Origin of the sequence: Mycolicibacterium chlorophenolicum (assembly GCF_001044235.1) — a bacterium.
In the GTDB taxonomy this organism is placed as follows: Bacteria; Actinomycetota; Actinomycetes; order Mycobacteriales; family Mycobacteriaceae; genus Mycobacterium; species Mycobacterium chlorophenolicum.
Genome location: NZ_JYNL01000008.1, coordinates 57,501 through 80,448, shown reverse-complemented (window position 1 = coordinate 80,448; position 22,948 = coordinate 57,501). Strand labels below are relative to the sequence as shown.

The window sequence follows — 22,948 nt, the reverse complement described above, 5'->3', positions numbered from 1 at the left end:
TCGTGGCGACGAAAGCGAACCTGCGTGCTCAGGTGACCGACGGAATCGTGGAGGCGGTGCTCGACGAGCTCGCCGACGTGGGCTTCGGCAGGCTCTCGATGGACGGGGTCGCGCGACGCGCTCGCGCCGGTAAGGCCGCGCTGTACCGCCGGTGGCCGTCGAAGCAGGAGATGGTGCTCGACGTCGTGACCGAACTCAGCGTGCCGATGGCGGCGACGACGCCGTCGGATGACCTGGCCGCTGACATCGCGGCTTTGGTTGGTGGCGTCGACGACTGGCTGACCGATGCGCGAATGTCGCGGATCCTGCCCGACCTGCTCGCTGAGGCCATGCGCAATCCCGGCCTGGCGGCCGCCCTCACCGACCGCCTGGGTGCCGCCCGCCGCGGCTACGGGCAGGCGGTGATCGACGCCGCGATCGCCCGCGGCGAGGTGTCCTCAGACGTGGACAGCGAGTACGTCCTGGATCTCGTTGCCGCACCGGTGTTCTGGCGGTTCTGCGGGCGCCGCGAGCCCACCGGCCCGGCGTTCCTGGATCGGGTGGTCGACTCGGTGCTGCACGCGCTGGGGGTCAGCGGACGATGATCGTGTGCTCGGTGCGCGGAATCAGTTCGCCGATCACCGGGGCGCCGGGGATCTCCCCGGCGATCAGCAGGCCGCCTGAGGTCTGTGCGTCGGCGAGCAGCAGCGCCTCGTCCTCACCGACCGACAGGTCGACATGCGGTCGCACCCAGTCCAGGTTGCGGCGGGTGCCGCCGCTGACGTAGCCGTCGCGCAGCGCCTCGCGCGCCCCGTCGAGGTACGGCACCGCCGCGGCGTCGACGACCGCGGTGACCCCGCTGGCGCGGGCCAACTTGTGCAGATGCCCCAGCAGTCCGAAACCCGTGACGTCCGTGGCACATTCGACGCCCGCCTCGAGCGCGGCGGCCGACGCCGCGGCGTTCAGCGTGGTCATCACCGCGATCGCCTCCTCGAAGCGCTCGCCGGTGTTCTTGTGGCGGCTGTTGAGCACGCCGATGCCCAGCGGTTTGGTCAGCGACAGCGGCACACCGGGGCGGCCCGCGTCGTTGCGCAGCAGCCGCTCCGGATCGGCGATGCCCGTCACCGCCAGGCCGTACTTCGGCTCCGGATCGTCGACGCTGTGCCCGCCGGCCAGATGGCAGCCCGCCTGCACGCACACGTCCATCCCGCCGCGCAGCGTCTCGGCCGCCAGCTCGAACGGCAGCACGTCGCGCGGCCAGCCCAGCAGGTTGACCGCCACCACCGGCCGGCCGCCCATCGCGTACACGTCCGACAGCGCGTTGGTCGCGGCGATCCGCCCCCAGTCGTAGGCGTCGTCCACCACCGGGGTGAAGAAGTCCGTCGTCGCGATCAGCGCGATGCCGCCCTCGATACGCACCGCGGCCGCGTCGTCGCCGTCCTCCAGGCCGACCAGCAGCTCCCCGGCCGGGTTCACCGGCGCCGCATGCGTCAGCCCGCGGACCACCTCTTCGAGCTCGCCAGGGGGGATCTTGCAGGCGCAGCCGCCGCCGTGGGCGTACTGGGTGAGCCGGTGCGTCATGGACTCCATGCTGCCCTGCCATGATGGACGGGTGGCTCAGGGAGGCGTATCCGGTCTGGTGACCGGCCCGATCTTCAAAATCGCTGAGTGGCAGTTCCTGTCGCTGGCGGGTTCGATTCCCGTCCGCCTCCGCCACCGTCACCCCTGTGATTTCGGCGTGGTTATCGACGCTGAGCGCAGACAACCACGCCGAAATCGCCATGGGGAGTGATCCGCGGCGGCGGGTGCCGCGCACCGATGCTGTGCTCGCCGACCCCCGCCTGGTCGAGGCCACCCGCACGCTGGGCCGCGCGCTGGTCAAGGCCGTGGTCGCCGACGCGCAGCAGCGGGCCCGCGACGGCGAGATCGACCCCGGGCAGGTCGCCGACCACGCCGTCGCCACGCTGCCGCGAAGTGCCGCCACGCTGCGGCCCGTCATCAACGCCACCGGCGTCGTCGTGCACACCAACCTGGGCCGCGCACCGCTGTCGCAGGCCGCCATCGACGCGGTGACGACCGCCAGCGGCGCCACCGACGTGGAGTTCGACCTCGAGACCGGCCGTCGCGCCCGCCGCGGCCGCGGTGCGCTGGCCGCGCTGGCCGCCGCCGTGCCCGCCGCGCAGGGCGTGCACGTGGTCAACAACAACGCCGCGGCGCTGCTGCTGACCGCGATGACGCTCGCGCCCGGCAAGGAGATGATCGTCAGCCGCGGCGAGCTGATCGAGATCGGCGACGGTTTCCGGCTGCCCGAGTTGATGACGTCGACGGGCGCCCGGATCCGCGAGGTCGGCACCACCAACCGCACGCACCTGCGCGACTACGCCGATGCGATCGGGCCCGACACCGGCTTCGTGCTCAAGGTGCACCCGTCGAACTACCACGTCAGCGGCTTCACCAAGACGGTGCCGGTGCGCGACCTCGCGACGCTCGACGCGCCGCTGGTGGTCGACATCGGCTCGGGCCTGCTCAGCCCGCACCCGCTGCTGCCCGACGAACCCGACGCCACCACCGTGCTGCGTCACGGCGCGGACGTGGTCACCGCCAGCGGGGACAAGCTCCTCGGCGGCCCGCAGGCCGGGCTGCTGTTCGGCACGGCCGAGCTGATCGACCGGCTGCGCCGCCACCCGGCGGCCCGCGCGCTGCGGGTGGACAAGATGACGCTGGCCGCGCTGGAGGCCACGCTGGCCGGGCCGCCCACGCCCGTCGCGCAGGCGCTCAGCGCCGACGTCGACACGCTGCGTGCCCGGGCCGCGGCGCTCGCCGCGCAGCTGCCCGGCGCCGAGGTGGTCGACTGCGTCGCGGCCGTCGGCGGCGGAGGCGCCCCCGATGTCGAATTGCCCAGCGCCGCAATCAGTCTGCCCGAGCGCTGTGCCGCGGCGCTGCGCACCGGGGCCCGCGCGGTGGTCGGGCGCATCGAAGACGGCCGCTGCCTGCTCGACCTGCGTACCGTCGCCCCCGAGGACGACGCGGCGCTGCTCGAGGCGGTGCGGGCGTGTACGTCGTAGCCACCGCGGGCCACGTCGATCACGGTAAATCCACGCTGGTCCACCGGCTCACCGGCATGTGGCCCGACCGGCTCGCCGAGGAGCAGCGCCGGGGACTGACCATCGACCTCGGCTTCGCGTGGACCACCATCGACGGCCGCGAGATCGCGTTCGTCGACGTGCCCGGGCACGAGCGGTTCGTCGGCAACATGCTCGCCGGCGTCGGGCCCGTTCCGGCGGTGATGTTCGTCGTCGCCGCGACCGAGGGCTGGATGCCCCAGTCCGAGGAGCACCTCGCCGCGCTGCAGGCGCTCGGCGTCCGCCACCTGCTCGTCGTCATCAGCAAGGCCGACCTCGCCGACCCCGGCCCCGCGGTCGCGCAGGTGCGCGACCGGCTGCCTGACGCCACTATCGTGCTCGGCACCGAAACCGATTCTGTGCGAGCCGAACTCGTGACCCTGACCGACCGGATACCGGCGCCGGACCGGGACGCCGACGTGCGGCTGTGGGTGGATCGGTCGTTCACCGTGCGTGGCGCCGGCACCGTGGTGACGGGAACACTGGCGGCCGGCACCATCCGCGTCGGCGACGACCTTCTGCACGACGGGCGACGCGTCACCGTGCGTGGCGTGCAGTCCCTGGGCCACGACCGGACCGAGGTCGCCGCGGTGGCCCGCGTCGCGGTGAACCTGCGCGGTGTCGACCACCGTGGCATCGCGCGCGGCGACACGATCCGCACGCCGGGCGCGTGGCGGGACACCGCCGAGATCGACGTCGCGCTGCGGGCAGCCGGGAAACTGCACGAGCGACTGGTGCTGCACATCGGATCGACCGGCGTGCCGGTGCATGTCCGGCCGCTCGGCGAGGCCGGGGCGCGGCTGCGGCTGTCCCGGCCGCTGCCGCTGCGGATCGGTGACATCGGGCTGCTGCGCGACCCGGGTGAACACCGCATCGCCGCTGGGATCGAAGTGCTCGATGTGGCGCCGCCGGCGCTGCGCCGCCGCGGCGACGCCCGGGTCCGCGCCGAGGAACTGGCCACCGGCCAGGTACGGCCGCCGGTGTGCGCTCGGGGGAAAGATCTGCGCGCCATGGGTTTCGACGCCACCGGAGAGCGGGTGGGGGAGTGGGTTGTCGACCCGACGTGGTGGGCGCAGCGGCGCGCGCTGATGACCGCGGCGGTGCAGCGGTGGTGGGATGGCCACGACATCGCCGCGGGCATGCCGACCGAGGAGCTGCGCCGCGAGTTGCAGTTGCCCGCCCTCGATCTCGTGTCGGCGTTGGCGGCCGGCACCGGGCTCGAGGTGGCCGACGGGCGGATCCGCCGGCCCGGGACGGCGCTGCCCGAGCGGGTCGAGAAGGCGGTGCGCACCCTCGAGGACCGGCTGGCGGCTGAACCGTTCCGCGCCCCCGAGGCCGACGAGCTGACCGAACTGCGTCTGGGGCCCAAGGAACTCGCGGCGGCGGTGCGGGCGGGCCGGCTGGTGCGGATCGCCGACGGCGTGGTGCTGGGGCCCGACGTCTACGACCGCGCGGCCGCGGCGCTGGCCGACGTGGCGCAGCCCTTCACCGTCGCCGAAGCCAAACGCGCGCTGCTCACTACCCGGCGGGTCGCGGTCCCGCTGCTCGAAGCGCTCGACGCGCGCGGGCTCACCCGGCGCCGTCCCGACGGCTCGCGCGATCTGGCTCGCTGACCGGGCCGTCCTTGTGCGTCGCGCGCAGCGAGCCGGGATGGGCCTTGGCGCTCGGGTCGCGCCGGGTCTTGATCAGGCTGGCGACGGTGGTGATCGCGAGAATGCCCACGATCACCACGAGGCTGAGGTAGGTGTTCACCTCGGGGATGTTGGGGTTGATGTCGACGTGGCCCCAGTGCAGCACCAGCTTGATGCCGATGAACGCCAGGATGATCGCCAGTCCGGTCGACAGGTAGACCAGCCGGTCGAGCAGACCCTTGACGAGGAAGAACAGCGCCCGTAGACCCAGCAGCGCGAACGCGTTGGCGGCGAACACGATGTAGGGCTCGGAGGTCACGCCGAAGACGGCAGGGATCGAGTCCAGCGCGAACAGCAGGTCCACGCTGCCGATCGCGATCAGCACGGCGAGCAGCGGGGTGGCCATCCGGCGGCCCTCGCGATGGGTCAGCAGCTTGCCGCCGTCGTAGTCGTCGCTGATCGGCAGCAGCCGCCGCGTCGCCTTGATCATGATGTTGTTCTCGACGTCGGGGTCCTCGTCGCGGTGCCGGAACAGTTGCACCGCGGTCAGGATGAGCAGCACGCCGAATATCAGGAACATGAACGAGAACAGCGACAGCAGCGTCGCGCCGACCGCGATGAAGATCGCGCGCATGATCAGCGCCAGGATGATCCCGAAGGTCAGCACCTTGTGCTGATGCTCCTCGGGCACCGCGAACGTCGCCATGATGATCACGAACACGAACAGGTTGTCGACCGACAGGCTCTTCTCGACGATGTAACCGGCGAAGTACTGCGTGCCGAAGTCGCTGCCGTAGGTGAGGAAGAACCACACCCCGAAGCCGATCGCGACCGCGATGTAGAACACCGACCAGGCGGTGGCCTCCCGGAAACCGACCCGGTGCGGGCGGACCGCGGCCAGGATCAAGTCCACGGCGAGCAGCGCGACGATGAGGCCGATCGTCACACCCCAGGTCAACAGGCTGATCTCGAGCATGCACCCTTTGTACCTGAGAGTTCGCTGTTGACCTGGCCGCGAGCGGGTATCCGGGTTGCCAAGGCGCGGCGCCGACGGTTGGATCGGATCCGGAAAGGGGTGACGGGTGGACCTCAAGGGACTGTTCCAGTCGTGGCCGGTGTACCGGCAACTCACCGGCGATGACAAGCTCGGCCGCGGCAAGGCCGCCCAGTCGAAGCGCTCGCTGACCCTGACCCCGCGCACCGCCGAGGTCGACCACGTCGCGCACTCGGTCTGCCCGTTCTGCGCCGTCGGCTGCGCGCAGAAGGTGTACGTCAAGGACGAGAAGGTCGTCCAGATCGAGGGCAACCCGGACAGTCCCATCTCCCGCGGCCGGCTGTGCCCGAAGGGCTCGGCGAGCAAGCAGCTGGTCACCGGTCCGCAACGGCTGACGAAGGTCCGCTACCGCGCGCCGTACGCCACCGAGTGGCAGGACCTGGACCTCGAGACGGCGATGGACATGGTCGCCGACCGGGTGCTCGACGCCCGCGAGAAGGGCTGGCAGCAGTTCGACTCCGACCGCCACACGCTGCGCCGCACGATGGGGCTGGCCAGCCTGGGCGGGGCGACGCTGGACAACGAAGAGAACTATCTGATCAAGAAGTTGTTCACCGCGCTGGGCGCCCTGCAGATCGAGAACCAGGCGCGTATTTGACACAGCGCCACGGTTCCCGGTCTGGGAGCCTCCTTCGGTCGCGGCGGGGCGACGGACTATCAGCAGGACCTCGTCAACTCCGACTTCATCGTCATCATGGGCTCGAACATGGCCGAGGCCCATCCCGTCGGCTTCCAATGGGTGATGGAGGCGAAGTCGCGCGGAACGCAGGTGGTGCACATCGACCCGCGGTTCACCCGCACCAGTGCGCTGGCCGACCGGCACGTGCCGCTGCGCGCGGGCAGTGACATCGCGTTCCTCGGTGGGGTGATCAACTACATCCTGTCCAACGAGCTCGACTTCCGCGAGTACGTCACCGCCTACACCAACGCCTCGTTCCTGGTCGACGAGAACTATCAGGACGCCGAGGATCTCGGCGGGCTGTTCTCGGGCTACGACGAGGCGACCGCGTCCTACGACCCGGAGACGTGGCAGTACCAGAACACCGATGCCGAGGGCGGTGGGTCGGACGCCAAGGAGAACGCGTCACCGGACCAGCAGGGCTCCGGCGGCGCGCCGATCCAGGGCGCGGCCGACATCCCGAGCGACCCGACGCTGCAGGACCCGCGCTGCGTCTATCAGATCCTCAAACGGCACTACGCCCGCTACACCCCGGAGATGGTCGAGCGGGTGTGCGGCGTGCCCGCCGAACAGTTCCTCGACGTCGCTCGCCGGTGGACCTCGGCGTCGGGCCGGGACAAGACCGCCGCGCTGGTGTACAGCGTCGGCTGGACCCAGCACACGATGGGCGCGCAGTACATTCGGGCGGGCGCGATCATCCAGCTGCTGCTGGGCAACATCGGCCGGCCCGGGGGCGGGGTGTTCGCGCTGCGCGGGCACGCCAGCATCCAGGGCTCCACCGACGTGCCGACGCTGTTCAACCTGCTGCCGGGGTATCTCGCGATGCCGCGGGCCGGGCAGGAGACGCTGGCCGACTACCTCGACGCGATCAAGAGCCGCAACCAGAAAGGCTTCTGGCACAACGCCGATACCTACATGGTGTCGCTGCTCAAGGAGTACTGGGGCGACGCGGCCACCGCGGAGAACGACTTCTGCTTCGACTACATGCCGCGCATCAACGGTGACCACGGCACCTACCGCACCGTGATGGACATGGTCGACGGCAAGGTGTTCGGCTACTTCCTGCTCGGCCAGAACCCGGCGGTCGGATCGGCGCACGGCAAGTTGCAGCGCCTCGGCATGGCCAACCTGGACTGGCTGGTGGTGCGCGACCTCGTGGAGATCGAGAGCGCCACGTTCTGGAGGGACGGGCCGGAGATCGAGACCGGCGAGATCGCCCCCGAGACGTGCCGCACCGAGGTGTTCCTGTTCCCGGCGGCGTCGCACGTGGAGAAGGCGGGCACCTTCACCCAGACCCAGCGGATGCTGCAGTGGCGGGAGAAGGCTGTCGAACCGCCCGGCGATGCGCGCTCGGAGCTGTGGTTCTTCTACCACCTCGGCCGGATCCTGCGCGAAAAGCTGGCCGGCTCAACGGATGAGCGCGATCGCCCGCTGCTGGACCTGGCGTGGGACTACCGGATGGACGGCGACGAACCCGACGGTGCCGACGTCCTGCGCCGGATCAGCGGCATCGACCTCACCACCGACCGGGCGGTGAGCGGTTACACCGAGCTCAAGGCCGACGGATCGACCATGTGCGGCTGCTGGATCTACAGCGGCGTGTACGCCGACGAGGTGAACCAGGCGGCACGCCGCAAACCCCACACCGAGCAGGGCCCCTACGACAACGAGTGGGGCTGGACCTGGCCGATGAACCGCCGCGTGCTCTACAACCGGGCGTCGGCGGATCCGGCCGGCCGGCCCTGGAGCGAGCGCAAGAAGCTGGTGTGGTGGGACGCCGACAAGAACGAGTGGACCGGTTACGACACACCGGATTTCGAGAAGAACAAGCCGCCGGACTACCGGCCGGACGACGACGCGGTCGGGGTCGCGGCGCTGCGCGGTGACGATCCGTTCGTGATGCAGGCCGACGGCAAGGCCTGGCTGTTCGCGCCCAACGGCGTGCTCGACGGACCGCTGCCCACCCACTACGAGCCGCACGAATCGCCGGTGCGCAACCCGCTGTATCAGCAGCAGGGCAATCCGGCGCGCAAAGTGTATGGGCGCGAAGACAACCCGTCGAACCCGTCGTGGCCCGACGCGCACGGCGAGGTGTTCCCGTTCGTGTTCACCGCGGCCCGGCTGACCGAGCATCACACGGCCGGCGGCATGAGTCGGCAGTTGCCGTACCTGGCCGAGCTGCAGCCCGGGTTGTTCGTCGAGGTGTCAGCGGAGCTGGCCGCCGAACGCGGGCTGAAGCACATGGAGTGGGCGCACGTGGTGACCAGCCGCGCGGCGGTGGACGCGCGCGTCTTCGTCACCGAACGGATGCGGCCGCTGCGCATCGACGACCATGTGGTGCACCAGGTCTGGATGCCCTACCACTGGGGTGGTTCGGGTCTGATCGACGGCGACGTGGTCAACGACCTCCTCGGTGTGGTCGCCGACCCGAACGTGTTCATCCAGGAGAGCAAGGTCGCGACGTGCGACATCCGGCCGGGGCGGCGTCCGCGCGGACCCGAACTGCTGGCCTACATCGCGGGCTACCGCCAAGGGGCGGGCATCACCAAGGCCACCGGCACCGACCTGGACACCACGCGGCGCTCACCCGACCACACGGAGGACACGCCATGAGCGGCAACAGCTTCTACGGTCCGCTGCACGATCCGGCCGGCGACGCCGGCTACGACGAGCATCCGCCGCGGGTGGGGTTCTTCACCGACACATCGGTGTGCATCGGCTGCAAGGCCTGCGAGGTGGCGTGCAAGGAGTGGAACGAGGTGCCCGTCTCGGGAGAGGGCGACGGGTTCAACCTGCTGGGCATGTCGTTCGACAACACCGGCAACCTCGGTGCGAACTCGTGGCGGCATGTGGCGTTCATTGAGCAGCCGGGCCGCGAGCCGATCGACCTGGGCATGCCCGAGATCACCCAGAAGGCCGTCGAGATGGTGGGCGAGCTGCCCGACTTCCGGTGGCTGATGGCCTCGGACGTCTGCAAGCACTGCACCCATGCCGGGTGCCTGGACGTCTGCCCCACGGGTGCGCTGTTCCGCACCGAGTACTCCACTGTCGTTGTGCAGCAGGACATCTGCAACGGTTGCGGTTACTGCGTGTCCGGCTGCCCGTACGGTGTGATCGAGCGCCGCGAGGGCGACGGCCGGGCCTGGAAGTGCACGCTGTGCTACGACCGGCTCCACGACGGACTCGAACCGGCGTGCGCCAAGGCGTGCCCGACCGACTCCATCCAGTTCGGGGTGCTCGACGAGCTGCGGGAGCGGGCGGCGCAACGGGTCGAGGCGCTGCACGAGCGCGGCGTCACCGAGGCCCGGCTCTACGGCGAGGACCCGAACGACGGCGTCGGTGGCGACGGTGCGTTCTTCCTGCTGCTCGACGACCCCGAGGTCTACGGTCTGCCGCCCGACCCGGTGGTGCCGACCCGCGATGCCGCCGCGATGTGGCGGTACGCGGGGATGGCGGCCTCGGCGCTGGTGGGCATTGCGGTGTCGGCGTTCGTCGGGAGGCGCACCTGATGCCACGCGAGCACACGGCGGTTCCGCCGGCCGACTTCCGCTCCTACTACGGCCGGCAGATCCTCAAGACACCGGTGTGGAATTGGACGATCGCGGCGTACCTGTTCACCGGTGGTCTGTCGGCGGGATCGGCGCTGCTCGGCGCCGGCGCGGATCTGACCGGCCGGCCCGGGCTGCGCCGGGTCAACCGGCTCGGCTCGATGGTCGCCATCCTCGTCAGTCTCGTCCTGCTGGTCGCAGATCTCGGTCGGCCGGAGCGCTTCCACCACATGCTGCGCGTCGCGAAGCCGAGTTCGCCGATGAGCGTCGGCACCTGGATCCTCGGCGCCTACGGCCCGTTCGCGGTACTCGCCGGTATCGCCGAGCTTGTGCCAAAGAGGTGGCGCCGCACCCTGATCGGGCGACTGATCGGCGGAGCAGCACGACCGGCGGGAGTTGCGGCGGCCGCGGTGGCTCCGGCCGTCGCCTCCTACACGGCGGTGTTGCTGTCGCAGACGGCCGTTCCGGCGTGGAACGACTCCCATCGGCATCTGCCGTTCATGTTCACCGGATCGGCGGCAGCAGCGGGCGCGGGCCTCGGACTCTTGTTGGCGCCCGTCGACCAGACGGCCCCGGCGCGACGGATGGCGGTGGCGGGCGTCACGATGGAGGTGGGTGCGGCGCGACTGCTGGAGCATCGGCTCGGTGTCACCCGCGAAGCGTTCATGACCGGCCGGCCGCGCCACCTGATGCGGGCCTCGGAGATCCTGACCGTCGGCGGCGCCGTCGGCGCGGTGGTGTCGGGCCGACGCCGATGGGCTGTCGCGGCATCGGGGGTAGCGCTGCTCGCCGGCAGCGCTCTGCAACGGTTCGGGGTGTTCGAGGCGGGGGTGGCATCGACGAAGGACCCGAAATACGTTGTGGTGCCCCAACGGGAGCGGATCGCGCAGCGACAGACGTCGTCGGCGCACGGGTGAGGGCACGGCTGCGCGCGATCCCGTTGGAGCTGCGCAAGGTCGGCGCCGTCCTCGGCATCGCGCTGGTGCTCGGTGCGTCGTTCGTCGCCGCCTACACGATCGCACTCGGCCGACCGGTGCCGCGCCACCTGCCGGTCGGGGTCGTGGGGGACGCATCGCCGCAGCTGCTCGCCGACCTGCAGCAGCGCTCCCACGAGTTCGAGCCGCACGACTATCCGAGCCGCGCCGCGGCCGTGCAGGCCGTGGACCGGCAGGAGATCACCGCGGTGATCGACACCTCCGCCGCCCCGCCCGAGCTGCTGATCTCCAGCGCCAGCGACCCGTCGTCGGCGCGGGTGCTCACCCAGATCGATCAGGCCGGCGCGCAGCCCGCACTGACGATCGTCGACCTGCACCCGCTGCCGTCGGCCGACCCCGCCGGCCTGGCGACGTTCTACCTCATCATCGCCGCGACGATCCTCGGCTTCGTCACCATGTTCCAGCTGCGCGCCAACGTCAAGACGCTGACGCTGGGCCGCTGGCTGGGCTGCCTCGCCGTGCTGGCGGTGGTCGGCGGGGCGACCTTGGCCGCCGTCGCGGGACCGGTGCTCGGCGCGCTGAGCACCCCGTTTCCTGTGCTGTGGGGGCTGGTGTCGGTGCAGATCGGTGTCGCCGCCATGTTCAACTCGGCGATGCTGGTGATGATCCATCGCTGGGCGATCATCCCCACCTGGCTGGTGTTCATCCTGCTCGGCAACACCTCCTCGGGCGGCGCGGTGTCGGCGACCCTGCTGCCGCAACCGTTCTCGTTCCTCAACCACGCGCTGCCCAGCGGCGCGGCCGTCTCGGCGGTCCACTCGGCCACCTATTTCCCCGATCATCAGCGGCCCGGCCCGTACGTCGTGCTGGCCGTCTGGCTCGTCGCGTCCACGGCGGTACTGCTCGTCGCGTCGCGGCGGCTGCAACGTTCCCCGGCGCAGGCATAATCACTCGTCCACCGACGGATACCGCTACATTCGTGCGATGGCAGCCTCGGCGTGGACACTGGACCCTTCGCACGGCGAACTGCTGCTGACGACCGGGGTCACCGGACCCGCCGCGGCGATGGGCCACCGGCTGACGATCGCGATGACGGCGTGGCAGGCCACCGTGAACTGGTCGGGCGGCGAACCGTCCGCGGTGGAGCTGACCCTCGACGTCGACTCCCTGGAGGTGCTGCGAGGCGACGGCGGAGTCAAAGGACTGACCGGTGTGGAGAAGGGACTGGCCCGCTCCAATGCGCTGAAAAGCCTTGACGCCAAGCGCTATCCGCACATCCGCTTCTCGGCTGACGAGGTGACCGCCGTCGACGGGGGCTACCGTCTGTCCGGCACGCTGGAGATCCACGGCCGGTCCCGGCCGCGATCGGTGGATCTGCGCGTCGAGGACCTGGGGGAGACCTGGCGGATGGCGTGCGACGCGGTGGTCAGCCACCGCGACTTCGGGGTCAAGCCCTACTCGCTGATGATGGGCGCGATGAAGGTGGCCGACGAGGTGGCGGTGTCCTTCCACGCCGAGCACGCCAAGGACTGACCGTGCCGTCCAGGTCGACTGGGCGTGATGTGCGCGACACGAGTTGCATCGCAACCCTCCCCCCGGGGTAGAGTTGCCGACGCCGGACGTCGACGAGGAAATTCCGCTGCGCGTCGTCGCGTCGCGAATTCCGTTTTCCGGCACGAACTTCCGCGTCTCACCAGGCGCGTGCGCCTGCCCACGAACGCCAGAGGAGCGCCGATGAGCAACGTTTCCGCGCAGGAGACACCGCAGCAGCAGTCCGTGCGAGCGGCGTTGCGGTCCCCGCGCCGGCTGCGCACCGAAGTCCTCGCCGGGCTCGTGGTGGCGTTGGCGCTGATCCCCGAGGCGATTTCGTTCTCGATCATCGCCGGCGTCGACCCGAGAGTCGGACTGTTCGCATCGTTCACGATGGCCGTCACGATCGCGATCGTCGGCGGGCGACCCGCGATGATCTCGGCGGCGACCGGTGCCGTCGCGCTCGTCGTCGCACCACTGGTGCACAGCCACGGACTGAACTATTTGATCGCGGCCGTGATCCTCGCCGGTGTCATGCAGCTGCTGTTCGGCGCACTCGGGGTGGCCAAGCTGATGCGCTTCGTGCCGCGCAGTGTGATGGTCGGCTTCGTCAACGCGCTGGCCATCCTGATCTTCCTGTCCCAGCTGCCCCATCTGCTGGGGGTGCCGTGGCTGGTCTATCCGATGGTCGCAGCCGGCATCCTGATCATCGTCGCGCTGCCGAAACTGACCACCGCCGTGCCCGCGCCGCTGATCGCGATCGCGGTGCTCACCGGGGCCGCCGTGGCCGCCGGGTGGAACCTACCCACGGTCGGTGACGAGGGGGAGTTGCCCTCCAGCCTGCCGAGCCTGCTGATGCCGAACGTGCCCTTGACGATCGACACCCTGCGGATCATCGCGCCCTACGCGCTCACCATGGCGCTGGTCGGGCTTCTCGAATCATTGATGACTGCGAAGCTCGTCGATGACATCACCGACACGCACTCGAACAAGTCCCGCGAAGCGGTCGGCCAGGGGGTGGCCAACGTCGTCACCGGCTTCTTCGGCGGGATGGGAGGCTGCGCGATGATCGGCCAGACCATGATCAACGTCAAGGTCAGCGGCGCGCGGACCCGGATCTCGACGTTCCTCGCGGGCACGTTCCTGCTCGCCCTGGTCGTCGGGCTCGGCGACGTCGTCGCGCGGATCCCGATGGCGGCCCTGGTCGCGGTCATGGTGATGGTGTCGGTGGCCACCCTCGACTGGCACAGCATCAACCCGAAGACGTTGCGCCGCATGCCCAAGAGCGAGACGTTCGTGATGCTCGCGACCGTCGCGGTCACCGTCGCCACCGACAACCTCGCCTACGGGGTGGCGGTCGGAACATTGGCCGCGATGGTGCTCTTCGCCCGCCGTGTCGCCCACTTCACCGACGTGCAGGCCGTCGACGGCACCGACGCAGGCACCCGGGTCTACGTCGTGAAGGGTGAGCTCTTCTTCGCTTCCAGCAACGATCTCGTCTACCAGTTCGACTACGTCGGCGATCCCGCGCACGTGGTCATCGACGTGAGCCAGGCCCACATCTGGGACGCGTCCACGGTGGCCACCCTGGACGCGATCACGACCAAGTACGCCGCCAAGGGCAAGACGGTCACGATCATCGGGATGAACGACAGCAGCGCCGAACGCCACGCGCGGCTGTCCGGTCAGCTGACCGGCGCACACTGAGGCCGTGACCATGGGTGCAGAGCTGCTGCAGATCGGGGCGGTGTCCGCTCGAACCGAGCTGTCGGTCAAAACGATTCGGCACTACGACGAAGTCGGGCTGGTGACCCCGTCGGCGCGTTCGACCGGAGGTTTCCGCCTCTACACGCAGAAGGATGTGGACCGCCTCATCGCCATCCGGCGCATGAAGCCACTGGGGTTCTCTCTGGACGAGATGCGTGACGTCCTGGCCGCCCTGGACACCCTCGACTCCGGCGATTCCTCCGCGGACGACAGGAACCGGGCCATCGATCACCTCGCCGCCTGCCACCGCCGCGCTGAGCAGGCCTGCGCAACGCTGACCCGGCAACTGGCCTACGCGCGCGAACTGACCGCGCAACTGGCGCGGTTCAGCCGCGGCTGACCTTGTCCCTCAGCTCATCTCCACCGGCGGCGGCTCACCGGCGGTGATCAGTTCCTCGCCGCGGTCGTAGTCGTCGTCGGCGTTGTAGGTCAGCACACCCACAGTGGCGCCGTCGCCGGCGGTGTACCAGACGGTGAAGCCGTCGTCGCCGTGCTCGACCATCTTGCTGCGCTCGTAGCCGTCACCCCAGGCGTGGTACTTGACGTCGGCGTCGCCGATTGTGGTCCAAAAGCCCGGAACCCCCGACCATGTCGCGTCGTCTCCGGCCGCAGCGGCACCGGCGACCCCGCCCTGGTCCTCGGCGTCCTGCCAGTGCTCGACGGCCAACCGGCGGCCCGCGCCGCCGTTGAACGCGAACGCGACGTCGCCGGCGGCGTAGATCCCGTCGACGCTGGTGCTCATGTGCTCATCCACCACCACGCGGGAATCGTCCAGCGTCAACCCCAGCGCAGAGGCCACGGCACTGTTGGGGTGCACGCCGGTGGCCGCCAGCACCAGGTCTGCGGGAAGCGTGGTGCCGTCGTCCAGGCGCACCGAATCAGCTTGAACGGAATCGACTTTCGCGCCGCCGAGGTAGCGGGCGCCGGTCTTCTCGACGAGCTCCCGCAGCCGACGACCCGCCTCGGCGCCGAGGCGCTTCTCCTGCGGCAGGTCGTCGGGTGCCACCAACGTCACCGAAACACCCTGCATGGCAAGCGATGCCGCGGCCTCGCAACCGATGAACCCCGCGCCGATCACCACCGCGGTCGCGGCGGAGCGGGCTGCGCCGCGCAACGTCTCGGCGTCGTCGAGTGAGCGCAGCTGCAACGCGCGTTCGCCGCCGGGCACCGGCAGTGGCGCCGGACTCGCGCCCGTGGCCAGCACCAGCGAGCCGTAGTGATACGTGACGCCGCCGGCGCGCACCACCCGTTCCCGGGCGTCGACGTGGTCCACCGGTGCGGCGAGGACGACCTCGATGTCGCGCTCGCGGAACCACTTGGGCGGATGCATGCCGACGTCGTCGGTCTCGCCCCGCAGGTAGTCCTTGCTCAGGGGAGGGCGCATGTACGGGTGGCTGCCGTCGGCGCTGATGATGCGGACGGGCGCGTCGGGCCGGCGGGCGCGGTAGGCGTCGGCAGCAGCGACCCCGGCGGGCCCGCTGCCGACCACGATCAGGCCTGGATCAGTCATCGTGGCGGCATACCCACTGAACGGACTGCCACACCGGCGCGCGCGGTGGAGAGATACTGATCAGGTGGCTCGTGGACGAGGAGGGTGGGTCCGCAACAACGGTCTGTTGCTGGCCTGCCTGAGCCTGTTCGCGGTGTTCTTCGTCGGCATGGTCGTCTCGGGCACCGCCGCCCACAACGCCGACCAACGCGAACACGGATCCGGGGAGACGGTGTCGGTGGTCGGCTATCTCCGGACGGGGGATTTCGTCGAGGCGACGTTCGAGAACTGGGAATCGGAGTTCCTGCAGATGGGCATGTACATCGTGCTCACGGCATTCCTTTTCCAGCGCGGTTCGTCGGAGTCCAAGCCGATCGACACGGACGCACCGCAGGACCGTGACCCGCACACGGTGCCGATCACACCGAAGACGCCGTGGCCGGTGCGCCACGGCGGCGCCGTGCTGACCGTCTATGAGTACTCGCTGGCGATCGCGTTCTTCGCCCTGTTCTTCGCGTCGTGGGCGTTGCACGCCGTGGGCGGTGTCGCCGCCTACAACGACGAGGGCCGACAGCACGGCGAGGCGGCAATCTCGGTGTGGCGCTACCTCACCACGTCGCAGTTCTGGTTCGAGTCGATGCAGAACTGGCAGAGCGAGTTCATCGCCGTCGCCGCCATCGTCGGGCTGTCGATCTTCCTGCGGCAGCGCGGGTCACCGGAATCCAAACCGGTCGCCGACCCGCACCGCGAGACCAGCGCTTAGCGCTGTTGCGACCGTCCCCCGGCACTTGCGGGGCGACGCGACCGCCGCCGCGGGGAGCCGGACGAACCGGCCGACCGGCGCGGTGTCGAAGGCCGTGCTGCCGGAGCGGCAACGGCGCGAGCCTCGGGGGCCCGGTACGGCGCCACCTCACCGGCGACTTTGCTGACCGCGTCGGAGTTCGCGGTCACCTGCTGCGGGGCGACCTGGATGCCGGCCCGGCGCAGCAGAGCCTGTGTCTCCCTGCGCTGTTCGGGCAGGACCACGGTCACCACGTCGCCGGCGCTTCCGGCCCGAGCCGTGCGGCCTGACCGGTGCAGGTACGCCTTGTGCTCGGCGGGCGGGTCGATGTGCACGACGAGTTCGATGTCGTCGACGTGCACCCCGCGCGCGGCGATGTCCGTGGCGACCAGCACGCGCACCTGGCCGGAGCTGAACGCGGCCAGGTTGCGGTCGCGGGCGGGCTGAGAGAGGTTGCCGTGCAGGTCAACCGACGGGATACCGGCCTCGGTGAGCTGCTTGGCCATCTTGCGGGCGTGATGTTTGGTGCGCATGAACAGGATTCGCCGACCGGTGCCCGACGCGAGCCGGTGCACCAGATCCTTCTTGTCCTGCGGGCCTGCCACGTGGAAGACGTGGTGCGTCATCGCCGGGACGTGCGACTCCGGGCTGTCCACCGAGTGCAGCACCTCGTTGCGCAGGAAGCGCTTGACCAGCTTGTCGACACCGTTGTCCAGCGTCGCGGAGAACAGCAGCCGCTGGCCATCGGCCGGGGTGGCAGCCAGGATCCGGGTGACGCCGGGCAGGAACCCCAGATCGGCCATGTGGTCGGCCTCGTCGATGACGGTGACGGCCACGTTGTCGAGGCTGACCAGCTTCTGCTTCATCAGGTCCTCGAGCCGGCCCGGGCAGGCGACGACGATATCGGCGCCCGCGCGCAGTGCCTGCACCTGGCGGTGCTGTGAGACACCGCCGAAAATCGTGGTCACCGTGAGGTTGTTCACAGTGGCCAGCGGGGCGAGGGCCGCCGAGATCTGGGTCGCCAGCTCGCGGGTCGGCGCCAGGATCAGACCGGACGGATGCGACGGGCGGCGCTTGCCGCCGGCGAGCCGGCTGACCAGCGGAATCGAGAAGGCCAGCGTCTTGCCGCTGCCCGTCTTGCCGCGGCCGAGCACGTCACGGCCGGCCAAGGTGTCGGGCAGGGTCTCCTGCTGGATGGGAAAGGGTGAGCTGATCCCGCGCGCGGTGAGCGCGTCGATCAGGGGTTGGGACACGCCGAGATCGGCGAAGGTCTTGGTGCTGTTCAACTGTCGAGTGCCTTCCAGGCATCAGTGTGCTGAGCCGGCGATGTGTCACGCGCGGTACCTCAACACAGGGTGGCGAGAGTGCCGGTGGGCACCTTCGATCGCCGTGACACGAGCTGTGTTGGTCCACGGGCCATCAGGCGGGGCGGCCAGGCTGTGAAGCCGGCGCCACGGTCGATGACTTGCGTTTCACGACGCGTCGGCCTGCAAAGAAACGGCCGACGTGACACCACCCTACCGCACCGGCTCAGGACAGCGGGAATCGCAGCGCCGCCAGAGCCGTCCCCGACCAGATGTCGGCGGTGATCTCCTCCGGACGCACCGCGATCACTTCCCCGCCTTTGTCGAGCACGATGACCGCGATGCGGGAAAGTAGGTCGTAGCCGCCGTCGTCGTAGGTCACGCGGCCGTTGGCGTCGTTGAGCCGGCCCATGATGTCGACGGTGAAGTCGTAGACGAGCGTCGACACCGCACCGGCGACCGCGGCACGCCCGATGTCGACGAGGTCGGTGGCCACCAACCCGCGGGCCACCCCGTTGCCGATCTCCTCCACGCGTGCGTTCGAGCGGCGGGCATTGAGCGCCGAAAGTCCTTGCCTGATACCGGTATCGATCTGATCCGGGCGAAGAGCATCCGCTGCGCCGGGCACCGCGACGATCTCGCGCTTGTGGTCCATGCTGCGGTACATGTCCAGCAGGGGATCCGTCGCGAACAGGAACAGGGGCACCGTCGACGACGGATCCACCAGGGCGAGTTCGCTTTCCACCGCCTCCGCGACCCTCTTGGCATAGGTCTCCAGCAGCAGCTTGCGCCCCTCGTCGCCGACCAGCCTGCCCACATGATCACGGTCGCGCAGCGTCGCGCGGTTCGTCGCATCCGCCGCGTCGGCGGGATGGGCACCGGTCAACGGCAGCGACTCTGCGCGGGTGGTGGCCGTCGCGCGGAGCAGATTCCAGCCGTTCGCCGAGAGCGTGAGCGCGAACGCCTCCTGGCGCGCGCTCGCCGCCCGCACCAGCTGGCCGATGTCGAAATACGCGCCCACCTGCGATTGGGACTGCAGGGCGTTGGGCAGCACGTAGACCTCGTGGAAGTCCTCGGCGATGAAGACGGCCAGCGACCGTGACAACCGCAACCACAGGTCGGATTCGGCGATCTCGGCCCACCGGTCACGCAATTGCCCGACCGCGCCGTGGCGGGCGCCGCGGTCCCGGACCGTCCGCAGGGCGCGGTCGACCGCGCTCTTGGCCTGCAGCAGGCTGTGCTCCCGCAGATCGGGGCCCGGTGAGGTCTCGGCGTACACCGTGATCGCGTGCTCGTGCGGCTCGCCGAGCCGGATCAGGTCGGTGGTATCGGGCAGTTGATATCGCGTCACCGCGCACTCCTTTGTGTCGGGGTCGTCCCACCACCATAGGCACGCGTGGTGGGTGGTCGCCGTGACTGACGGTCGATCCCCGCGGAAACTTGAGTGCGACAACGGTATTGGCTGTCGCTGAGAGAGACCTCACGAGATCGGCCGGCGGCTGCGAAGATGACTGTGCGCAGAAAGGGGATGCCCATGGGCTTCGCGGCGGGCTTGCAGCGACGGATGCTGCTCGGCTACCTCGCCGTGTTGCTGGCGCTCTACGCCTCGGTGGCGGTGTCCTCGTGGGACATGGCTTCGGCATTCGGCGAACGGATCTCTGCCGTGCTGTGCCTTCTCGGTCTGGTTCTCGCCGTCCGGGCGCCGATGGGGGGTGTGCGCTACGTGCTGGCGCTGCTGTGTCTGTGCGCCGCGCCCGTTGCCGCGATGCCCTTCCATGTGTACGAGGCCGCGCAGGTGTGGGCGGTGATCCCCTCGATGTTCAGCGCGATCTACCTCCGGGCGTGCACCGACCGATGCCGGCCCGCGCGGCCGCGGCGGGTATCGCCGCGGCGACGTGCCTGGGGCTGGCGGTGGCGCCCGCGCCTGCGCCGTCGCTGTGGTACGGCATGTTCACGGTGTGCATCATGGCCTCGGCGGAGATCGTCGGCGTGCTGCACGCCACGCTCTACGACGCGGCGTTGCGCGACCCGCTGACCGGTGCGTGGAACCGCACCGGGGTGGAGCGGCACGCTGCCGAGTTGATGGCCCGCGCGGCCCGGCGATCGGAGCCGCTGGCCGTCATCGCCCTCGACGTCGACGACTTCAAGGGTCTCAACGACCGCGCCGGCCACGCCGCCGGCGACCGGGCGCTGGCCCACCTGGTGCGTGACTGGGGACCTCGGCTGCCCGACCAGGCGGTCGTGGGGCGGCTGGGCGGTGACGAGTTCGTCGTCGTCCTCACCGGCCACGACGCGTCACAGGCGGTGCACCTGGCTCGCGACCTCGCGTCGGCCGGCCCGGTGAACGTGAGTGCGGGGACCGCCGTCGGCCACCCCGTCGACGCGCGGTCCCTCGAGGCGCTCATCGCCCGTGCCGATCGCGACCTCTACCGCGTCAAACGGGAACGCAAGGCGCAGTCCGACGGTTCAGCCTTCGGCGCCCAGCGCGAGGAGTGACACCAGGTCGTAGGCGACGTGCGCCGCGGCGACGCCGGTGATCTCGGCGTGGTCGTAGGCCGGCGCCACCTCGACGACGTCGGCACCCACCAGGTTCAGCCCGCGGAAGCCGCGCAGGATCTCGAGCAGCTCCCGGCTCGTCATACCGCCGGCCTCCGGCGTCCCCGTCCCCGGCGCATGCGCGGGGTCGAGCACGTCGATGTCGATCGACACGTACACCGGCCGGGACCCCACCCGGGTGCGCAGCTTGTCGACGACCTCCCGCACGCCCTGGTAGTAGACGTCGGAGGACGTGACGATGCCGAAACCGAAGCGCCGGTCGTCCTCGAGATCCTTCTTGCCGTACAGCGGGCCGCGGGTGCCGACGTGGGACAGGGCCTCGGTGTCGACGATGCCCTCCTCGACCGCCCGGCGGAACGGGGTGCCGTGCGTGTACGCGGCGCCGAAGTAGGTGTCCCACGTGTCCAGGTGCGCATCGAAGTGCACGAGCGCGACGGGGCCGTGCTTGGCGGCGGCCGCCCGCAGCAGCGGCAGCGCGATGGTGTGGTCGCCACCGATCGTCACCAGCTTGGTGTCGTCGGCGGTCAGATCGGCGGCGGCGCCCTCGATGGTCTCGATCGCCTCGTCGATGTTGAAGGGGTTGACCGCGATGTCACCGGCGTCGGCGACCTGCACGAGCTCGAACGGCGACACGTCCATGGCCGGGTTGTACGGCCGCAGCAGCCGCGACGACTCCCGGACATGGGTGGGGCCGAACCGCGCGCCGGGTCGGTAGGACACCCCGGAATCGAACGGGATGCCGGCGACGACGACGTCGGCGCACGTCACCTGGTCCAGGCGCGGCAGCCGGGCGAACGTCGCGGGCCCGGCGTAGCGGGGCGTGATCGACGCGTCGACGGGTCCAACTTTTTTAGAGGACATGCTCTACTTCCTCCGAGACGATAGGGGTGTTGGCGGCGGGGCCGGCGGGCACCGCGCGGGGACCGGCCGGGCCGAAGACGTCGGCCGGTTCGGGAAAAGCCCACAGCAGAACGGGATACAGGATCGCAGCCACGCCGAGGCCCACTGGGATGCTGAGGTCGACGCCGGCCGCCAGGTTGCCGAGCGGGCCGATGAACTGGCCGGGCAGGTTGACGAAGCAGATCGACAGCGCGGCCGCGACCAGCCAGGCGCCGAGCCCGCGCCAGTTCCAGCCGTGGGCGAACCAGTAGCGGCCACCGCGCTGGCGGCGGTTGAAAACCTGCAGCGCATCGGAGTCGTACCACCCGCGGCGGGTGAACCAGCCGAGCATCATCACCACCATCCACGGCGCGGTACAGGTGACGATCAGCACCGCGAACGTCGAGATGCTCTGCACCACATTGAAGGCGAAGCGTCCGACGAAGATGAACACGATCGCCAGCGTGCCGATGAACACGGTGGCCTGGACGCGGCTGAACCGCGGGAAGACGCTGGAGAAGTCCAGCCCGGTGCCGTACAGCGCGGTGGTGCCCGTCGACATGCCGCCGATCAGCGCGATGAGACAGACCGGCACGAAGTACCAGCCGGGGGAGACCTCGAGCAGGCCACCGACGTAGTCACCGTCGTCGATGAAACCCGGTGCGGTGGTGGCGACCACCGTGGCGGTCACCAAGCCGAACAGGAACGGCACCAGCGTGGCGATCTGCGCGAGGAAGGCCGCCAGCATCGGCTTCCACGACGGGGTCTCGCGGGGGATGTAGCGGGCCCAATCACCCAGGAAAGCACCGAAACTCACCGGGTTCGACATCACGATCAGCGCAGCGCCGACGAACGACGGCCAGTACAGGGGATCCCCGGCGACCAACGTGCCCGGATAGCCGGCGTCGAAGGTGCCGCCGAACGCGACGATGCCCGCCAGGAACAGCAGCGTGGCGGCGACGACCGCGATCTTGTTGACCAGCAACATGAATCGGAAACCGTAGATGCACACCACCAGCACCAGCAGCGCGAAGATGCCGTACGCGACGCCGACTGCGATGTCGCTGTCCGGCAGCCCCATGGCCCGGTTCGCGCCGCCGACGAGCACGTCGCCCGACGTCCACACCGAGATCGAGAAGAACGCGACCGCGGTGAGCAGCGAGAGGAACGAGCCGACGACGCGGCCGTGCACGCCCAGATGCGCCGACGACGACACCGCGTTGTTGGTGCCGTTGCGCGGGCCGAACAGCGACATCGGCGCGAGGATCGCCGCCCCCAGCAGCAGCCCGGCCAGCGTCGCCAGCAGCGCGTCGCGGAACGACAGGCCGAAGATGATCGGGAACGTGCCGAGCACGACGGTGGCGATCGTGTTCGCGCCGCCGAAGATCAGCCGGAACAAATCGAGGGGCCCCGCGGACCGCTCGGCGTCGGGGATGGGTTCGACGCCGTGGACCTCGACCTCGGTGGCCTTCGGTGGGGTGGCGATGCCGGTGCCGGTGGTGGTGGCGGGAGAGGTCATGGCGTCGGATCCTCGCGCTGGGGATGTGATGGAGCTAACGGTAGGTGCGGCGCGAGGGCAGCGCAATCGCTTCGATCGTCCGGAGGCGCGGCTTCGTGTCGATCTGCCGGTGGAGCATGAGCTTCCCGTCTATGGTGGCGCTCAGTCGCCCCGTGGGTGCACCATGTGTCGACAA

The 22,948-nt window shown here is 70.0% G+C and carries 19 protein-coding genes and 1 tRNA gene; 13 read left to right on the top strand and 7 right to left on the bottom strand.

Annotation, left to right across the window (positions count from 1 at the left end; translation table 11 throughout):
* Positions 1 to 2: 2 nt before the first annotated feature.
* Positions 3 to 584 carry a TetR-like C-terminal domain-containing protein gene (locus tag MCHLDSM_RS03515; RefSeq protein WP_231508159.1) on the top strand — a complete coding sequence of 194 codons (582 nt, stop codon included), beginning with the start codon at positions 3 to 5 and terminating at the stop codon, positions 582 to 584.
* Here MCHLDSM_RS03515 and selD read toward each other — a convergent pair.
* Positions 571 to 1,560, bottom strand: coding sequence for a selenide, water dikinase SelD (selD, locus tag MCHLDSM_RS03510; RefSeq protein ID WP_048468992.1), 990 nt, complete (start codon positions 1,558 to 1,560; stop codon positions 571 to 573). The genes MCHLDSM_RS03515 and selD overlap by 14 nt on opposite strands.
* 40 nt (positions 1,561 to 1,600) lie before the next feature.
* On the opposite strand from selD, the gene MCHLDSM_RS03505 reads away from it, so the two are divergent.
* The 3 genes from MCHLDSM_RS03505 (at position 1,601) to MCHLDSM_RS03495 (ending at position 4,714) form a co-directional block, all read left to right on the top strand.
* Positions 1,601 to 1,695, top strand: a tRNA-Sec gene (locus tag MCHLDSM_RS03505).
* A gap of 65 nt (positions 1,696 to 1,760) precedes the next feature.
* Positions 1,761 to 3,044 carry an L-seryl-tRNA(Sec) selenium transferase gene (gene selA, locus MCHLDSM_RS03500; RefSeq protein ID WP_048468892.1) on the top strand — a complete coding sequence of 428 codons (1,284 nt, stop codon included), beginning with the start codon at positions 1,761 to 1,763 and terminating at the stop codon, positions 3,042 to 3,044.
* Positions 3,032 to 4,714 (top strand): selenocysteine-specific translation elongation factor, encoded by a 1,683-nt coding sequence (locus tag MCHLDSM_RS03495; protein ID WP_048468891.1) that lies wholly within the window; start codon positions 3,032 to 3,034, stop codon positions 4,712 to 4,714. The genes selA and MCHLDSM_RS03495 overlap by 13 nt, the downstream gene beginning before the upstream one ends.
* On the opposite strand, the gene MCHLDSM_RS03490 is transcribed toward MCHLDSM_RS03495, so the two are convergent.
* On the bottom strand, positions 4,671 to 5,708 hold the full coding sequence (locus MCHLDSM_RS03490) for a TerC family protein (RefSeq protein WP_048468890.1): 1,038 nt from the start codon (positions 5,706 to 5,708) through the stop codon (positions 4,671 to 4,673). The genes MCHLDSM_RS03495 and MCHLDSM_RS03490 overlap by 44 nt on opposite strands.
* A gap of 106 nt (positions 5,709 to 5,814) precedes the next feature.
* Here MCHLDSM_RS03490 and fdh point away from each other — a divergent pair, with 106 nt between their 5' ends.
* From fdh to MCHLDSM_RS03450, 7 genes are all read left to right on the top strand, one after another.
* Positions 5,815 to 9,078 (top strand): formate dehydrogenase, encoded by a 3,264-nt coding sequence (gene fdh, locus MCHLDSM_RS03480; RefSeq protein ID WP_109788732.1) that lies wholly within the window; start codon positions 5,815 to 5,817, stop codon positions 9,076 to 9,078.
* The gene (locus tag MCHLDSM_RS03475) at positions 9,075 to 9,974 is read left to right on the top strand and encodes a 4Fe-4S dicluster domain-containing protein (protein WP_048468888.1); all 900 of its coding nucleotides are present in this window, start codon (positions 9,075 to 9,077) and stop codon (positions 9,972 to 9,974) included. Before fdh ends, MCHLDSM_RS03475 begins: the two co-directional genes overlap by 4 nt.
* Positions 9,974 to 10,930 carry an NrfD/PsrC family molybdoenzyme membrane anchor subunit gene (gene nrfD / locus MCHLDSM_RS03470; protein ID WP_048468887.1) on the top strand — a complete coding sequence of 319 codons (957 nt, stop codon included), beginning with the start codon at positions 9,974 to 9,976 and terminating at the stop codon, positions 10,928 to 10,930. Before MCHLDSM_RS03475 ends, nrfD begins: the two co-directional genes overlap by 1 nt.
* Positions 10,927 to 11,895: a DUF3533 domain-containing protein gene (locus MCHLDSM_RS03465; protein WP_234713840.1), complete on the top strand. Its 969-nt coding sequence runs from the start codon at positions 10,927 to 10,929 to the stop codon at positions 11,893 to 11,895. Before nrfD ends, MCHLDSM_RS03465 begins: the two co-directional genes overlap by 4 nt.
* Before the next feature lie 37 nt (positions 11,896 to 11,932).
* Positions 11,933 to 12,481 carry a YceI family protein gene (locus tag MCHLDSM_RS03460; RefSeq protein WP_048468886.1) on the top strand — a complete coding sequence of 183 codons (549 nt, stop codon included), beginning with the start codon at positions 11,933 to 11,935 and terminating at the stop codon, positions 12,479 to 12,481.
* 201 nt (positions 12,482 to 12,682) lie between these two features.
* Entirely contained in the window at positions 12,683 to 14,185 is a 1,503-nt protein-coding gene (locus MCHLDSM_RS03455) for a SulP family inorganic anion transporter (protein WP_048468885.1), read from the top strand.
* 10 nt (positions 14,186 to 14,195) lie between these two features.
* Positions 14,196 to 14,585 carry a MerR family transcriptional regulator gene (locus MCHLDSM_RS03450; protein WP_048468884.1) on the top strand — a complete coding sequence of 130 codons (390 nt, stop codon included), beginning with the start codon at positions 14,196 to 14,198 and terminating at the stop codon, positions 14,583 to 14,585.
* A 9-nt stretch (positions 14,586 to 14,594) separates the two neighbouring features.
* Here the strand turns inward: MCHLDSM_RS03450 and MCHLDSM_RS03445 are convergent, their stop codons facing one another.
* On the bottom strand, positions 14,595 to 15,755 hold the full coding sequence (locus MCHLDSM_RS03445) for an NAD(P)/FAD-dependent oxidoreductase (protein ID WP_048468883.1): 1,161 nt from the start codon (positions 15,753 to 15,755) through the stop codon (positions 14,595 to 14,597).
* Between the two features lie 64 nt (positions 15,756 to 15,819).
* Between MCHLDSM_RS03445 and MCHLDSM_RS03440 the strand changes: the two genes are divergently transcribed.
* Entirely contained in the window at positions 15,820 to 16,497 is a 678-nt protein-coding gene (locus MCHLDSM_RS03440; RefSeq protein WP_048468882.1) for a DUF6766 family protein, read from the top strand.
* Here the strand turns inward: MCHLDSM_RS03440 and MCHLDSM_RS03435 are convergent.
* Together MCHLDSM_RS03435 and MCHLDSM_RS03430 are read right to left on the bottom strand one after the other, a co-directional pair.
* A complete protein-coding gene (locus tag MCHLDSM_RS03435; RefSeq protein ID WP_048468881.1) occupies positions 16,494 to 17,801 on the bottom strand; it encodes a DEAD/DEAH box helicase in 1,308 nt (435 codons plus the stop codon). The two genes, MCHLDSM_RS03440 and MCHLDSM_RS03435, sit on opposite strands and share 4 nt — an antisense overlap.
* A 244-nt stretch (positions 17,802 to 18,045) precedes the next feature.
* Positions 18,046 to 19,170, bottom strand: a complete 1,125-nt coding sequence (locus tag MCHLDSM_RS03430) for a baeRF11 domain-containing protein (protein ID WP_048468880.1) — start codon at positions 19,168 to 19,170, stop codon at positions 18,046 to 18,048.
* 491 nt (positions 19,171 to 19,661) lie between these two features.
* On the opposite strand from MCHLDSM_RS03430, the gene MCHLDSM_RS03425 reads away from it, so the two are divergent.
* A complete protein-coding gene (locus tag MCHLDSM_RS03425; protein WP_131722582.1) occupies positions 19,662 to 20,315 on the top strand; it encodes a GGDEF domain-containing protein in 654 nt (217 codons plus the stop codon).
* On the opposite strand, the gene speB is transcribed toward MCHLDSM_RS03425, so the two are convergent.
* Positions 20,286 to 21,236: an agmatinase gene (speB, locus tag MCHLDSM_RS03420; protein ID WP_048468879.1), complete on the bottom strand. Its 951-nt coding sequence runs from the start codon at positions 21,234 to 21,236 to the stop codon at positions 20,286 to 20,288. The genes MCHLDSM_RS03425 and speB overlap by 30 nt on opposite strands.
* Complete coding sequence (locus tag MCHLDSM_RS03415) at positions 21,226 to 22,773, bottom strand: purine-cytosine permease family protein (protein WP_048468878.1); 1,548 nt, start codon at positions 22,771 to 22,773, stop codon at positions 21,226 to 21,228. Before MCHLDSM_RS03415 ends, speB begins: the two co-directional genes overlap by 11 nt.
* Positions 22,774 to 22,948: the final 175 nt, after the last annotated feature.

Coding starts and splice junctions, on each gene's coding strand:
- selD (WP_048468992.1), bottom strand. CDS start 1,560: ATGACGCACCGGCTCACCCAGTACGCCCACGGCGGCGGCTGCGCCTGC.
- selA (WP_048468892.1), top strand. CDS start 1,761: ATGGGGAGTGATCCGCGGCGGCGGGTGCCGCGCACCGATGCTGTGCTC.
- MCHLDSM_RS03490 (WP_048468890.1), bottom strand. CDS start 5,708: ATGCTCGAGATCAGCCTGTTGACCTGGGGTGTGACGATCGGCCTCATC.
- MCHLDSM_RS03475 (WP_048468888.1), top strand. CDS start 9,075: ATGAGCGGCAACAGCTTCTACGGTCCGCTGCACGATCCGGCCGGCGAC.
- nrfD (WP_048468887.1), top strand. CDS start 9,974: ATGCCACGCGAGCACACGGCGGTTCCGCCGGCCGACTTCCGCTCCTAC.
- MCHLDSM_RS03460 (WP_048468886.1), top strand. CDS start 11,933: ATGGCAGCCTCGGCGTGGACACTGGACCCTTCGCACGGCGAACTGCTG.
- MCHLDSM_RS03455 (WP_048468885.1), top strand. CDS start 12,683: ATGAGCAACGTTTCCGCGCAGGAGACACCGCAGCAGCAGTCCGTGCGA.
- MCHLDSM_RS03450 (WP_048468884.1), top strand. CDS start 14,196: ATGGGTGCAGAGCTGCTGCAGATCGGGGCGGTGTCCGCTCGAACCGAG.
- MCHLDSM_RS03445 (WP_048468883.1), bottom strand. CDS start 15,755: ATGACTGATCCAGGCCTGATCGTGGTCGGCAGCGGGCCCGCCGGGGTC.
- speB (WP_048468879.1), bottom strand. CDS start 21,236: ATGTCCTCTAAAAAAGTTGGACCCGTCGACGCGTCGATCACGCCCCGC.
- MCHLDSM_RS03415 (WP_048468878.1), bottom strand. CDS start 22,773: ATGACCTCTCCCGCCACCACCACCGGCACCGGCATCGCCACCCCACCG.